Here is a 15,215-nt window from a genome sequence, read left to right on the forward strand (position 1 = left end):
GTCCCTGAGCCATATCAGCTTGGTTTTACAAACAAAGGCAGGAGGCAGGAGAAAAAAAGAATTAACAAAAACTTTAATTGTAGGTTTATCGCCGCACTAGTATGAAATTTATACATTAAAATTTATGTGTTTTAACAGAAGATAATCTTTTCTTACAGTTTAACGAGAAAGTAAAGTTGGGAAAATTGTACCTTTAACGATTGCTTCCCTACACTTTCTTATACCAGCTTAAAAAAAAATCTGAAAGATACAAGCCTGGAAATCCAGATGAAATATAGGGCATGTCTGCAAAGTACGGTAAACTCGTGAAATTGCATGTGACTATTTAACAGATAAACAGTGGGAGCAATTGCGTTTGCAATTGCCATGCAAAATCTCAAGAGAACTATCAGGAGAAATTATGCCAGGTCAATTTGAAGGCAAAGTTGCAATTGTTACAGGTGGAAGTTCTGGAATCGGTCAGGCGACGGCGATCACCTTTGGTAAAGCAGGCGCAAAAGTTGTCGTTGCGGCTCGTCGTGACTCCGAAGGCGAAGAAACCGTGAGTCAGATTAAACAAGCTGGAAGTGAAGCTGTGTTTGTCAAAACAGATGTCGCCCAAGAATCAGACGTAGAAGCACTTGTCAGCAAGACGGTAGAAACTTACGGTCGCTTAGATTATGCATTTAACAATGCTGGAATTGACGGTGGAAACGCTCCTCTCCACGAACAATCGATTGAACAGTTCGATCAACTTATGTCAATCAATGTAAGAGGATTATTCCTCTGCATGAAGTATGAAATTATCCAAATGCTTCGTCAAGGTGAGGGCGTAATTGTCAACAACTCCTCAATGGGTGGACTAATTGCCTTCCCCCGTATTGGGCCTTACCATGCAAGCAAACACGCTGTCATGGGGCTAATAAAGTCAGCAGCCCTTGATTATGCCCAATTAGGTATCCGTATTAATGCTGTCAACCCAGGCATCATCGATACAGACTTGATAACCCGTCTGACAGAGAAAATGGGTGATGCTAAAACTGCAAGTCAACAATTGACAACAATGGTTCCAATGGGACGAATGGGGAAACCTGAAGAAATTGCTTCAACTGTTGTTTTCTTGTGCTCAGAAGCAGCTTCGTACATAACTGGTCAGTCTTTAGTTGTAGATGGTGGTTATGTAGCTACCTGATGCTTTGTAAACACTTAATAATAATGTTATGGGTAATGAAAAATGCGTAGATGTAGCCTGTCGTAGACATCGCTTGCACTACCGATGAGCTTTTGCTGATCGCCTCCGTGGAGCATCTGGCGTCGTCCTTGCTTCAATCCCACGCAGCATAGGTACTTCTTGCCTCCTGCCTTACTTCGGCTACGCTCAGTAACCATCTACCTTCTATTTCCTGCCTTTATTGATAAAAATATGGATTTTTTACTAGCTCCCTTTCGCTACGAATTTTTTAGCCGCGCCATTTTAGTAGGCATGATGGCAGGGCTATTATGCGGCATTATGGGAGTTTATATTACAACTCGGAGAATGAGTTATATTGCCCACGGTTTATCTCATGCAATTTTAGGGGGAGCCGTGCTGAGTTATGTACTGGGCTTGAATTTCTATATTGGCTCTGGGATTTGGGGTTTTGCAGCCGCCCTGCTGATTCAATATTTGACAGGACGCAAAGTCTACTCGGATGCAGCTATTGGAATTGTGACAACTGCTAGCTTTGCTTTAGGAGTAGCTGTGATCAGTAGCTATCGCAAGTTTAGCCAAAACTTTGAAGCTGCTTTGTTTGGCAATGTATTGGGCGTTTCCCCTAATGATTTGTGGGTGGTGACGGGTGTGACGATTGTCTTACTCAGTCTGGTTTTCTTGTTTTATCGCCCGTTGCTATTTTGGTGTTTTGATCGGGAAGTTGCTCAGGTTCATGGCGTACCCGTTTTTGCAATGGATACTTTATTTGCTTTGATGTTGGCGACTTTACTGGTGGCGACACTGAACGTTTTGGGGGTGACTCTGATTATTTCAGCGGTGGTGATTCCAGCATCAATTGCCCGATTAGTGAGCGATCGCTTTGGTTATCTGATGATTATTTCCGGGATTTTAGGAGCTGCGATTTCGTTTGTAGGTATCTACCTCAGCTACTACCTCGACATTGCCTCTGGAGCCAGTGTAGTGCTGCTGTCAACCGCCATATTTGCCTGCGTATTGCTCACTAAAAACCTGCAAGGACGATATAATAAACGTCGTCTCCCTTCCCTCCCAAAACACCTTCCTTAGCAAGAGTTAGTCTGGATTTAATACCGAATTTTTACTTATATTATTTAGCACATTAACCTCTCTGATCGGAAAGGGAATTATAATCCCAGCTTGTTGATAGCGTTTATGTAATTTTTTGACAAATAGATGTTTACCAATCCGCTGGTCAAAGTATTCACTTACGCGCATATAAAGCGTAAAATCTATACTAAAATCATTAAAAGTATGAAATCTGATATATGGTTCACTTTCTTTTAATTCCGGTGCAATTTCGTGCATAACTTCTTTGGCAACTTCTACAGTTACCCTTTCAACTTCTTCCAAGTCGCTATTATAACTTACACCCACATCCATCGTTAAAGTAATTTCCTTGGCGGGTAAATGATAGTTTGTGAAAATTGCCGAAGACAATTTAGAATTTGGAACAATGACTATATTATTTGAAATTTCTTTAATAGTCGTATTCCGCCAAGAAATATCTATAACATATCCCTCATGTCCAGCATCTAATTTCACATAATCTCCGGTTCTAACTTGCTTAGAAATAATTAAGTAAAAACCCGAAAATAAATTTGCAAGTGTGTCTTGAAGTGCTAAACCAACTGCTATACCACCAACACCTAAAGTGGTGATTATCGGTGTAATTTCAACACCCACTGTTTGCAATACAATTAATGTTCCTAAAACGAAAACAATAGCTTTAGCAAGGTTAGAAATTAGTGATGTAGGAACCCCTTCTGCTTTGCGGATAAATAAATTAACAAAACCAGCAGTCAATCTGGCTAAGACTAGGGTTACTGAGAACAGCAATGCAATCGTCAGAATTTTTTGCAGTACGATCGCAATATCTGGCTTGAGGGGGGCGCTCAGAATTGCCCAAAAAAAACCGGCGATCACAAACCAAAGAAAAGTCATCCGGTGCAGAGAGTGAAATATAATTTTACTCCCAGCAATTCGTTTATTAGTAACGAATATTTCTAGTTTTTTAAAGATAACTTTTTCCCCAATTATTCCAGCCAGTAAGCCAGCTAGAATAAACCATATCGGCGTAATCCATTCCATCATATAAATTTTAAATTTAGAGTTTTACATTTAGGATAACAGCACTGTTGCTGCAATTATGGCTAAATTTTACCTTGTTAGTTGCCGGATTACCTGCTTGAGATTTTCTGGATTATGGACTTGCCAATTATTTACCACCCAGACTACATTGCTCCCCTGCCTGAAGGACATCGCTTCCCGATGTCTAAGTTTCGACAACTCTACGAATTGCTGTTAGCTGATGGTGTAGCTAATCAAGAACAATTTCACACCCCCGAACGTCCGCCGCTAGAATTGATAGAGTTAGTCCACACTCCAAGCTACGTTCAAGCTTATTGCGAAGGAACCCTAGATCCCAAAGCACAGCGTCGTATTGGTTTGCCTTGGAGTCCAGCATTAGTGAATCGCACCTGTGTAGCGGTAGGTGGTACAATACTCACTGCGAAACTGGCACTAAGTCAGGGTTTAGCTTGTAATACGGCTGGTGGAACTCATCATGCCTTTCCCAGTTATGGATCTGGTTTTTGTATTTTCAACGATTTAGCGATCGCCTGTCGCGTTTTACAAAAATTCGGACTTGTCCAAAAAATCCTAATTGTGGATTTGGATGTCCATCAAGGAGACGGCACCGCTTTTATCTTCCAAGACGACGACAGCGTTTTTACTTTCTCCATGCACTGCGAAGTCAATTTCCCTGGTACTAAACAAAACAGCGATTTGGATGTTCCTTTGCCGGTGGGAATGGAAGATGACGCTTATTTACAAACCTTGGCTAATTACCTAGCAGATTTATTATCTAAAGTCAAGCCAGATTTAGTATTTTATGATGCAGGTGTTGATCCTCATATAGGCGATCGCTTGGGAAAATTAGCCCTAACCGATGCTGGCATTTTTCGCCGGGAAATGCAGGTTTTGAGTACCTGTACGAGTAGCGGTTATCCTGTCGCCTGCGTCATTGGTGGCGGTTATGCTGATGATATGAAATCCTTAGTTTGGCGGCATTCCCTGCTGCATCGGGCAGCTAGTGAAGTTTATCAGCAGTACAAACTTTGATGCAACATTACTTCTTGCAAAAATCCTAATTTATTATTTAGAACCAAAGATGAATTATCTGTGTTCATCTGTAGTTTTATTTTCCTAAATAGAAAACTTTGTCGGCAAAGGCAGTACTGGATGAACAAAGTCAAACTCAGAATCTACGAACTAGCAAAAGAATTAAATTTGGATAGTAAGAAGCTGTTAGGAATTTGCGAAAAACTCAACATTACAATTAAAAGCCATACCAGTACAATCTCAGAATCCGAGGCAGAACGTATTCGTGTAGCGGTAAGTAAACTAACAGCAAAATCCTCAAAAACTAAAACAAACTCTGAAGATTGGGGCTATATGTTTATCGCTTCAGCGATTGATAGTTTTATCCGCCATCTTGAAGGTGAAGCTGCCCTTAAATCATATCCCGAATTTAGGGAACGGCGCGATCGCGCCAATGAGTTAATGTATGAATGTATCGGTCAAAAGCCTTCTCTATTTTACGTGCGTCGCAAGGGTGCGGGCAAAGAAGCAAGAGAAGAAATTTGGGATTTGACAATAGCAACAGATAGCGATGATTTTCAGTTACCTGCAAGACTTGAGGAACTAAGAAAAACTTTAGGATTCAGAGCGGCTGTACAAAAAGATGGACACGGCGGTTTAAAAATACTGTCGGCTCAGTTGTTACAACCTTCACGAGGACACGCCGATAGCTATGCTATACCTTGTCGCTTGCGTTTACTGCCTAATCATCAGCATCATCTCGACATTCCCCCCACAACATTGAAACGCATAGCAGCCGCGCCAGTTTGTGGTGACCATGTGCCTACAGAAGATCAGCTTAAAGCTTGGAAAGCATTTTTGCAAATTGAAGAAAAAATCGCTAAAGCGCGTCAGTTTTGCGTGCGTTATGTAAATCATAACTATAACTTCAAAAGGCGGATTAGTTTTGAAATTGATGTAGCCTCAGCCACCCTTGACGGCTTTTATCAAAATTCCCTCGACGTGGAAAACTTCTGGGAACGAGCAAGGCGCACAAAAAACGAGGATTTGAAGCTTTTTGAAACTGCTCCCATTGGAAAAAATTGGATTAGCGGTCGTCAATTAGGAACTGTTGAAGAAGTTGATTCTAACCGTTGTATTATCAGCCTCAAACTAGAGCGCGACTTAGCTGAATATATGACAGCAGAGCGTTATAAATTGCCAGATACTGGATTTTTGTGTTTTGAGGCAGTTGGTGATATTCAGCAGATTCAGCGGAAGAAAAAAGCTTTAGATGATTTGAATAACGGTTACACCCAAAATCCCTACTTGGGCAACTTTTTATTTGATGCTTCTCAGGCTAGACAAATCAAAACAACTATCGAACTTCAACCACAAGATTTGTTGTTATCTTCTGCTAATCCTGGTCAGAAAGCAGCAGTAGAAAAAGTACTTGCCGCGAAGGATCTTGTTCTCATCCAAGGGCCACCAGGTACTGGTAAAACTACTGTAATTGCCGAGATTTGCTATCAAATTGCGCTTCGCGGTGGACGCACTTTAATTGCATCCCAAGCGAATTTAGCAGTAGATAACGCCCTGAGTCGATTAGTTCACAACCCAGTGATTCGGGCTGTACGCAAGGGTAGAGCCGAAAAAGTTGGGGAGGAAGGACAGCCCTTTTTAGAAGACCAAGTGATTGGCAGATGGCTAGAAAATACAGCAAATGACTGTGAAAACAATCTTACGCAACGGCTCGAAAATATAAAAATATTAACTCAATTACTGGCATCATCAGAAAGATTCACAGCCTACTTCCAAGCAGAGGAAGAATTCAATCAGCAACAAAATAAATTTAATAAAAATAAGTTAAAAGTAGAGACCAGTTTTAAAAATCAAGAAAAATCTTACAACGAAACTGTAAAACAACAGAATGAGGTTGAATCCCTAATTTCAGGTCTAAAAAATATACTAAATACTGTACCAAATATCAACTGGGAAGCTTCAGAGGTTACAGATTTTTTGCCACTTCTTAAGCCCTACACAGAAGGTAACAGTTTAGTAAAAGAATTTTTAACAAATGTTCGTAAAGCCATCAAATATACTGATGAACTCGGCCTTGTGCGTCCTGTGATTGGTGCTTTTGGTTTAGCGGTTTGGTTGCGTGAAACTGTAGCAATAGAAATTTCTGGATTTGAAACTGCTTTGACTTATGCTCAAGATGCAAGTCAAGCCATGTCAGAAGTCGCAGGGTTAGTGCAGGTTGTCAAACAAAATTTTGCCTCGTTAAATCAGCTACAACCAAATTATCAGCAATATCTTACCAAGCTGCAAAACCTACAGCAAACAATCCAGATATGGGAAAACCGCCAACGGGAAATTGATTATATTATCTCAGCAGTTAAGGAATGGAAGTCTACAGCATCTTCCCATCTGTATCAAACTTTGAAAGATTGTCAGCAATCAGGCTTACCACTAACAGATAATTTAGTAGACTTACCACTAGGTTTGTTGATGTTTGCTAACACATTAAAATTACCAATAGTACCAAGAATATATCAAATTAACCTGCCAGAATGGGAGATATTCACAAAGGCGATCGCTTATGAAATAGACGGAGGTTTCACTGATAGGCGGGGAAAACAGCATAATTTTAGCTATTTTTTACAACAAAATTTCAGTCAGATTCCAATGGTGCTATCTAAGAGCGATCGCACCCAATGGCAAGAAATCTATCAACAGTTTAACAATTATCAGCTACTTAACCCCAAACAGCGAAAATTACTAGTTGAAAATACCCAGGTTTTTTTAATTAGAATGCAACGGACTTATGGTGCATCATGGGAATGGAATAACATTGACTCTACTCTCACCCGCATTACACAAGAACTGCTAGATATTATCCTTACAAATGCGCGTCAATGCGTTTTAAAAGTCAAAACAGAAACTGAACAACAGCTTCAGCATCTGCATCAACAATTAAATGAACTTCAGAAAAATGAAATCAGCCAACAGCAAATATCCGTTACTCAAGCTGAGGTAGAAAAAGCACAGCAAGATGCTAATTTGCAACTTGGACAAGTTATTAATATCTTGCAAGAACTTAATCAACAGCAAAATATAACTGCTCAATTACGGATTTTAACTGAAAAATATCTCACAACACAATCAAATATTTGGGAGCAGCCGCAAGAATTCTCAAATCAAGTGAATTCCTGGGGAAGTTGTATCAGTCAGCTTGAAACTTTAATTTCATCATTAGAACCTTTTGCTGTGCTGGAGATGATTAAACATTCTCTAAATGAGCATTTATCAAAACTAAAACAAGAAACTGAAATTTCCCTACAGCAGCTTCAAAAAATACAAATTAGCCTCTGCGAAATAGAAGATAAATCACAATCACGGCCATCAGACAATTTAATAGTAGAAAGAAAATGGTGGTTGACAGAATGGCAAAGAATCCCGGATAAATTTAAACCAGAAAACTCTGCTATTGACTTGTTTAATATAGATTTATTACGCAGTATAAATATTAAGTTTGAAGATTGGCAGCAACAACTCGAAAAAGAAGAAAACTATCTCAAAAAATATCAGAATTTTGTACAAGATTGGATCTGGAAATTAAGACAGCCAACTGAAGGCAATCGTGACGATTTAAGGCGGATCTATCTAGATAATGCCAACGTCGTCGGTATCACTTGTGTTCAAGCTGCAAATAGAGGTTTTTCTGAAGAATTTAAATCCTTTGATGTCGTCATCATTGATGAGGTTAGTAAGTGTACTCCACCAGAGTTACTAATCCCAGCTTTGAAAGGCAAAAAGTTAGTCATGGTAGGCGATCATCGCCAATTACCACCCATGCTAGATACTAGCACTTTAGAAGAAGTTACTCAAACAATTGGTAATACACGAGAAGAACTACAATTCTTAGAAGAATCACTGTTCAAAAGTCAGTTTGAATCTGCTGATGAAAGCATCAAACAAATGCTAACTACACAGTATCGAATGCACCCATTTATTATGGGTGCAATTAATCAGTTTTATGACGGTAAACTAGAATCTGGTATTTTAGAGCCGGATATAAAACGCGCACATCATCTAGCAGGAGAAATCATTCAAGAATCTCAGCATCTTATCTGGGTAAAAACGCCTATAGAGAATCAGTTTTTAGAGCAACGAAACGGAACTTCTTACTTTAATACTCAAGAAATTGATGCGATTGAACGTTTGTGTCAGCAGTTCGAGACTACTTGGGCTTCTAAAGTTGCGAATGGTGAACCAAAAAAAGAAATTGCCGTAATTACATTTTATGGCGCTCAATTAAGAAAAATCGATGAACGTCTGCAATCTGAACTTTTCCCTTCGTTAGAAATTCGTACTGGTACAGTAGACAGATTTCAAGGGATGGAACGGCCTATTGTGATTGTGAGTATGGTTCGCAACAATAGTAAAGGAGATGTGGGATTTGCTAAAAAGCCAGAACGGGTAAATGTTGCATTTTCTCGCGCTCAAGAACTGCTAATTATTGTGGGTTGTCATAATTTATTTACCCATCAATCAGGTAAAGTTGGAAGCATGTATTCGGAAGTTTCAAATATTGTAAGCCTTCATGGAGGTTTTGTTGATGTTTCTCGCCTCTTCAGCTAAACCAATTGATCACACCCTCAAAAATTTAGTAGAAGAAATTGAGGCTATCTACTGGGCAAATTAGCCCGTGTAGGTAGAGGTAAGCCGCCTGCATCATCAGTGGCAGTTATGCTGATGAGATGAAATTCCTCGTCTAGCGTCACTTCTTTCCAAGATTCAAGCGATAAATAATTGAGTTCTTTCCTCTTACCCTTACCTGCAATGCCATTCGCCCTTTCCCCTTTAACCGAAAAATATTGAGATACCAGAGATTTCTGGAAAAGAGATTGTGGCATGTGTAGTTTAAAGCAAATATCACTTGATGCTTAATTTAGCTCAAGGAGGTCTAATGATTGATCGCTTTGTAAATCTAATTTTTATCGATTCCTTTGCCGTAGCAATTAACCTGACGTTTGGTACATTGCTTCGGACTAAAATCTGCAACTATTCATGGGATGGAATTGTAGACAATAAGCTTTCAACACCAGAAACTAGCGTCAGTTCTTCTGAGTTGCCACCATCCTTGGAGGAGGTAGATATAACTACTCATATTTCATGAAGCCTGTTTGTATTGTTATCGAATTACATTAGTTGACGTTTTGCGTAATTTATAACTATTTGATTTGTAAAAATTGCAAGGCTCAGATTCCCGACTTTTCTAAGGAGTCGGGAATTTTATTGTTGGTGGGTAATACTACCCAAAACTAGCAAAATAACAGAAGTTGAAGATGTTTTTCCTTACCAGCATTTGGGAATACTAGACTTAAAAAACTTTGTTGGCAAAGGTAAGCGTGGATGAACAACGCCCAAGTCAGAATCTATGAGCTATCAAAAGAATTGAATTTGGAGAGCAAAGAGCTACTAGTAATATGCAAACAACTCAACATCGCAGTCAAAAGCTATAGCAGCAAGATTTCAGAATCCGAAGCAGAACGAATCTGTTTGGCTACTGAAAAACTTGCATCTAAAAACAAGACACCCACAAATAAATTAGGGTAACCGTTCATGGGGTCAAATTCATCAATGCCTTACAGCCTGTTCCATCAGGGTTTTACACGTTGCCCAATGAAAGTGAACGTTCCCGCTACCGGCGCATAATCTACGAGCGGATTTGCGTTTATATTGAAGATACGAAGTGCTGCTGTTCCCTGCACTGTACCAGTTTTCGGCTCAAACTTTGCACGAAAATTGCCTCTGCCAATGGAAGGGGGTAATTTCGCTGTTTGGTAATTAAAGTTGAGTGTTGTGGCACTAATCTCTCTCTCCAATACATTTCCAACTGCCCTGTATGTTACCAAAGGGTTGGACGGACGGAACACCGCTTTGGATGGAGTCACTGGCAAAAAAGTTGCCATCTTTGGTGAACGTTATAATCCCACGAAACGAACCGAAATTACCAGAGTTTGTGGTGAGGTACGTACCTGTAACAAGGTTGCGACAATCTGTTATGGATTGAGCTTCGACTTTATGCAGATTCACTACATCTGAAATAGTGAGTGTTGACAAGACACAAATCGTTAACGTGGCGAAAGTATTACGAGTTTTCATTCCAAAATATCCACTTATAAGTTCCAATTACCATTTATCTGGCAAATCTCATAATACTAGAGCGTGTCATCAGTTGAGCCAAATCACAGTAGCAGCGAGATAAATTGCACTCAGAAAGTTGACTTTGAGCTTGTCGTAAGAGTGGCGATGTCTATAACGGGCTGCGCCTACGCACAATACTGCTTGAGTTTGGCAAATTAGTCATAGTAGGCGACCATCGACAATTACCACCTATGCTTGACACCAAGACTTTAGAGGAAGTTTCTCAAGAGATTGGCAGCACAAATACAGAATTACAATTATTGCAAGAATCACTGTTTAAAATTAAGTTTGAAACTGCTAATGATAGCCTCAAACAAATATTAAATATTCAATATCGAATGCACCCCATAATTATGGGGGCAATCAATCAGTTTTATGATAGGAAACTAAAATGTGGTATCTTAGAGCCTGACACCAAACGCGCACATAATTAAGTAGGCAAAATAATTAAACCAGACAACCATCTTATATGGGTAAAAATACCTGAAGGAAATGAGTCTAAAGAGGAATTTAGAGGAACTTCATTCTTTAATATTTATGAAATTGATATAATTGAACGTCTATTTTCCCATCGCTGCAAATCACGACTGGTACAGTAGATCGATTTCAAGGTATGGAACGACTCGTAGTAATTATTAGTATGGTTCGCAATAATACTAAAGGAGATGTGGGATTTGCCAAAAAGCCAGAACGGATTAACGTTACATTTTCCCGCGCTCAAGAACTACTAGTAATTGTGGGTTGTCATTCGCTATTCACTCAGCAGGGTGGACAAATCGGGAGTATGTACTCCAATGTTTCAAACATCGTGCGTCTACATGGAGGTTTCATTGATGTTTCTCACCTCTTCAGCTAAACCTATTGATGACAATCTCAAAAATTTTGTAGACGAAATAGAAGCGCAAAGTCCTAGTTTGTCAGTTTTAGCAGCGCATCAATTTCGCTATAGCTTGCGTCAAACTCCTGTAGAAGTAAACATCAAAGAACCCCGCCAGTTTAACGTACTCGAAGAATTTATCATCCGCGCTGCTATCGAATTTCAACCTCCGCCAACAGAGGATGAATTAGCCTCTGTACTTGGGCTTGATTCTATATTTATCCAAACTACTACTGCAACTCTTCGTTCATTACAAACTCTATCAGCAACATCGCCAATTACAGTCACTCCTGAAGGGCGTTCATTCTATGAAAAAGGGTCTGTACCACAGCCCCCATATCCTGTACAGCTTAATGCTATCACAGACCCTTTAAGCGACAAAATCACCTTTCAAACTGAATCCTTAAACGAGACAGTGATAAATTTACCTGACTTGGCAGATTTTATAAGTATTGATAATACAATTACTGATATTTCTGTGTTACCCCTTGAAGAAATACAAAAAAGTATTCAAACTTCAGGTTTAGCACTTCATGTGCCAGAAGAGGGAAAAATTGTCACTTTGTGTAAAATAATAGCTTCGACTCAAAAAATTTGGAGGAAAATATCGCTTTTTGTTATCTATAATGCCCTTGAAGATAAATTGAGCATCCAAATAAGAAGTGGAAAGCAAATTTTAGAGTCAGCATCAAATTGGTTAGATGTGCTACACGCTGGAAGCAAAATATCTTTGCAAGCATTATGTAAATTGTCAACTGAAACCATTAACTTTGAACGTGAAGCTATTCTCAAGCAAAAAAACACTGAAATAGAAGCTCGACTCGAAAATATTCGCCAAAAGGCGCTAGAAGTTAGTACAAAAAGCAGTGTAAAATTAAATAATCCCACAGTGACAGGTGAAGTATTGCAGTTACGCGATGGACAAATTGCTCAAGCTTTTCTAGAAGTTTTAAATTCGGCAAAAGGTCAAGTTGTAATATATTCTCCTTGGGTGAATCAGGCAGTTGTAAATGAAAATTTTCTAACTCTGTTACAGAAATTAGCTAATGGTGGAGTCTGGATTTTAATTGGACATGGAATTTCGCGGCAACAAGAAGATGAAGATAAACCAATTCCACCAGAAGTAGAGAAAAAACTTCGAGCGGTAAAAACACCTGATGGTTTACCATCTGTACAGGTTTTTTGGTTAGGAGGTTCCCATGTTAAAGAAGTAATAGTTGATCAGAAAATTCATCTTTGTGGGTCTCATAACTGGCTATCTTATCGTGGTGACTACCTACCACGCGGTGAGTCAGTTTATAAAGTTACAATTCCCCATCAAGTAAAGGAAGCCTATGAATTTATCGCTAATCGCTTCCAAAATCACGCTCAAAAATTATGGGAAAAGGCTCTAAAAAACCGTGATTTTCAACTTGCTATAGAGCCTTTGTGCATTTGGGGTGCGCTAGGTATGGAAGATATTGCACTCAAAGAGATACAGCAAAACAATTGGCTGGAACTTCTGCCTGTGTGGTTGAATGTAGCACTTCAAGGGTTAAGGTCGAAGAATATACAAGCTGAATCAGCAAGTTTTAAAACGGCACTTTCGTTGCTGAGTCAAGTTTCAATTGATGAAACTTTTATTGAGTTATTGCAACAGGGATGGCATAAAGTTATCGGCGCGATCGCTACTAACAATCCTAAAATTGCTTTAAACTTACTTAGTGATGAAGTATGGGCGCAGTTTCTACGTCTCAATATTGTTCAAGAAAGTGATTCACCCAATGATTTTATATTGGAATATACTTAAACAATTCCAAATTCACGTATTGAAGACTGTTACATAAGGGGATTTCAACCCAGATGGTTCCTAAGCCTGTCGTTTGCGTAGCGTTCCACAGGGAAGGACTGAAACACAAGCTACGTGTAGACGTTAGCGTTAGCCTCTTCCTTTGAGAGAAGGGCTATTACATCCTTTTATTCCTGATCAAAAAGATGATGCTGCTAGCATCATCTTTGCTACTTTCATGTAATATTAATACCCTAATACGCCACGGTGTAAATAGAGCAACCATTTAAAATCTCTAAAAAGCCTATTCCATAATACTTTTGACTTTTGACTTCCGTCTTGCGGTACTAGTGGTATGCACGCAAAACAAATATCTACCTAAAGTTATATATTTTTCTTTTAAAGTAGCACGTGATGTCTAATAAAAAACCCATAGAACGGAGTGTCTTTGGTCTACGCTAACTGTACTAAAACGACCGAATTTTACTAGCATACATGATGTCTATTTGTACAGTGTGCAAATCATAATTAGGATATTTTTCACACTTAAGTATTAATAATTTTCTTAGGGGCAACCAAGAAATTTATTGTTCTGATTTTGCGTGAGTTGGCAATTAAATGATTCTTAAGCTTTGATTGACTTAAAGATAGATCCAGAGATTCGTCTTCTTCGATACAATTTATAGGCAGAGAGAGCTGAGGAGAACAAGGTGGTCTTATTAAAAGGCTTTGAGATTGAGATGTATACTGGCACGCCTCAAGGTGAAATTGTTGGTCTCTCCGATAAAATTGTTGCAGCTTTGGATGGATTTATGCGAGAGCCAGATAGCCGCAACGTTGAATACATAACCGAACCATCCCATAATTACGAGAATTTATTGTGTGCCTTGCTGCGTCCCCGGCGAAAGTTGCGAAACTATCTCAATCGCTTGGGCGATTACACCTTGATACCCGGGAGTACTTTATCTTTGGGTGGGAGCGATCGCTTTCTGCGTTCTGATCCAGCAAACCCTTATCATGATTACATTGAGAACACCTACGGGACGAAAGTAGTCACCGCCAGCGTACATATCAATGTAGGTATCAGCGATCCAGAAGTATTAATGCGGGCGTGTCGAGTCATCCGTATGGAAGCACCTCTATTTCTCGCCCTCAGTGCCTCATCTCCCTTCCTGGATGGCAAAGCTACTGGCTATCACTCCACCCGTTGGGGCGTCTTCCCGCAAACGCCTAGCCATGTGCCATTATTTGCCAGCCACGCCGATCATATCCAGTGGGTGGAAAATCAACTCGTTGCCGGAACCATGCAAAACGTGCGGCATTTGTGGGTATCAGTGCGACCAAATGGCGATCGCCGTCCCTATGACCTAAATCGCCTAGAATTACGAATTTGTGATTTAGTCACAGATCCCATTGTCTTGCTAGCCATTACTGCCTTATTAGAAGCGCGTTTGTTGCAAGTAATTGAAAATCCCAGCATCGATCCGTTAACCCAAAGTACCTTCTCTGGTGAAGAACTCGTCACCCTGACTGCTGACAACGAAGCTGCTGCTGCTGCTGGTAGTCTTGACGCTAATTTGAGGCATTGGCGAGATGGCAGAAGCATCCTAGCCAGAGATTGGATTTCTGAAATGTACCAAGATGTTTGGGCGATCGCCAAACAACGAGGCTTTAGCTGTTTCCTTTCCCCTTTACACAAAATCCTCCGCGAAGGCAATGAAGCTCAACAGTGGTTGCAATTACACGCAGTCGGTTTTGACACCCAACGCGTCATCACTCAGGCTATTGTCGCCACCCAAGAGCGCGAAATCGAACTCGAAGACAAATTGTGTTCGTCCCTGCTGACTTAACTGAAAAGATAGGGGGCATTGGGCATGGGGAAACAGGCAGGGGTACTGGGTGCAGAGAGAAAACTCTTCTCCCCTACTCCTTACTCCCAGTCCCCAGTCTTTAATCCCTGCCCGCATCTTCTGTCTTCATACAAATGGTAAATTTTCTTGGAAACACCACTAATTCTAAAAGACACAAGCACCTACTTCTTCTACATAAAACTTAATATTCTCTAATTT

General features: G+C 39.9%; 11 protein-coding genes and 2 pseudogenes. 10 read left to right on the plus strand and 3 right to left on the minus strand.

From position 1 onward, the window contains the following. Nucleotides 1-400: 400 nt before the first annotated feature. Nucleotides 401-1,171: an SDR family oxidoreductase gene (locus V7K48_RS14015; protein ID WP_335073358.1), complete on the plus strand. Its 771-nt coding sequence runs from the start codon at nt 401-403 to the stop codon at nt 1,169-1,171. Nucleotides 1,172-1,197: 26 nt separating this feature from the next. On the opposite strand, the gene V7K48_RS14020 is transcribed toward V7K48_RS14015, so the two are convergent. After that, nucleotides 1,198-1,368, minus strand: a complete 171-nt coding sequence (locus V7K48_RS14020) for a hypothetical protein (protein ID WP_335073360.1) — start codon at nt 1,366-1,368, stop codon at nt 1,198-1,200. A 34-nt stretch (nt 1,369-1,402) separates the two neighbouring features. Between V7K48_RS14020 and V7K48_RS14025 the strand changes: the two genes are divergently transcribed. Further along, nucleotides 1,403-2,257 carry a metal ABC transporter permease gene (locus V7K48_RS14025; RefSeq protein WP_335073362.1) on the plus strand — a complete coding sequence of 285 codons (855 nt, stop codon included), beginning with the start codon at nt 1,403-1,405 and terminating at the stop codon, nt 2,255-2,257. Between the two features lie 6 nt (nt 2,258-2,263). On the opposite strand, the gene V7K48_RS14030 is transcribed toward V7K48_RS14025, so the two are convergent. Continuing rightward, complete coding sequence (locus V7K48_RS14030) at nt 2,264-3,301, minus strand: mechanosensitive ion channel family protein (protein WP_335073364.1); 1,038 nt, start codon at nt 3,299-3,301, stop codon at nt 2,264-2,266. A 111-nt stretch (nt 3,302-3,412) separates the two neighbouring features. Between V7K48_RS14030 and V7K48_RS14035 the strand changes: the two genes are divergently transcribed. Both V7K48_RS14035 and V7K48_RS14040 read left to right on the plus strand, forming a co-directional pair. Beyond that, entirely contained in the window at nt 3,413-4,330 is a 918-nt protein-coding gene (locus V7K48_RS14035) for a histone deacetylase family protein (RefSeq protein WP_335073366.1), read from the plus strand. Between the two features lie 120 nt (nt 4,331-4,450). Then, nucleotides 4,451-8,932, plus strand: a complete 4,482-nt coding sequence (locus V7K48_RS14040; RefSeq protein WP_335073368.1) for a translation initiation factor IF-2 N-terminal domain-containing protein — start codon at nt 4,451-4,453, stop codon at nt 8,930-8,932. Between the two features lie 44 nt (nt 8,933-8,976). On the opposite strand, the gene V7K48_RS14045 is transcribed toward V7K48_RS14040, so the two are convergent. After that, the gene (locus tag V7K48_RS14045) at nt 8,977-9,207 is read right to left on the minus strand and encodes a hypothetical protein (RefSeq protein ID WP_335073370.1); all 231 of its coding nucleotides are present in this window, start codon (nt 9,205-9,207) and stop codon (nt 8,977-8,979) included. A gap of 53 nt (nt 9,208-9,260) precedes the next feature. Here V7K48_RS14045 and V7K48_RS14050 point away from each other — a divergent pair, with 53 nt between their 5' ends. The 6 genes and pseudogenes from V7K48_RS14050 (at nt 9,261) to gshA (ending at nt 14,996) form a co-directional block, all read left to right on the plus strand. After that, nucleotides 9,261-9,470 carry a hypothetical protein gene (locus V7K48_RS14050; protein WP_335073372.1) on the plus strand — a complete coding sequence of 70 codons (210 nt, stop codon included), beginning with the start codon at nt 9,261-9,263 and terminating at the stop codon, nt 9,468-9,470. Between the two features lie 236 nt (nt 9,471-9,706). Then, nucleotides 9,707-9,904, plus strand: a pseudogene (locus tag V7K48_RS14055) (translation initiation factor IF-2 N-terminal domain-containing protein); the annotation flags it as partial. Between the two features lie 252 nt (nt 9,905-10,156). After that, the gene (locus tag V7K48_RS14060) at nt 10,157-10,399 is read left to right on the plus strand and encodes a hypothetical protein (protein WP_335073374.1); all 243 of its coding nucleotides are present in this window, start codon (nt 10,157-10,159) and stop codon (nt 10,397-10,399) included. 254 nt (nt 10,400-10,653) lie between these two features. Further along, nucleotides 10,654-11,357: pseudogene (locus V7K48_RS14065) on the plus strand (AAA domain-containing protein); the annotation flags it as partial. Further along, nucleotides 11,335-13,167: a hypothetical protein gene (locus tag V7K48_RS14070; protein ID WP_335073376.1), complete on the plus strand. Its 1,833-nt coding sequence runs from the start codon at nt 11,335-11,337 to the stop codon at nt 13,165-13,167. The pseudogene V7K48_RS14065 and the gene V7K48_RS14070, both read left to right, overlap by 23 nt. Nucleotides 13,168-13,856: 689 nt before the next feature. Further along, nucleotides 13,857-14,996, plus strand: a complete 1,140-nt coding sequence (gshA, locus tag V7K48_RS14075) for a glutamate--cysteine ligase (RefSeq protein ID WP_335073378.1) — start codon at nt 13,857-13,859, stop codon at nt 14,994-14,996. Nucleotides 14,997-15,215 lie beyond the last annotated feature (219 nt).

This window comes from Nostoc sp. (assembly GCF_036919615.1).
Classification (GTDB): Bacteria; Cyanobacteriota; Cyanobacteriia; order Cyanobacteriales; family Nostocaceae; genus Nostoc.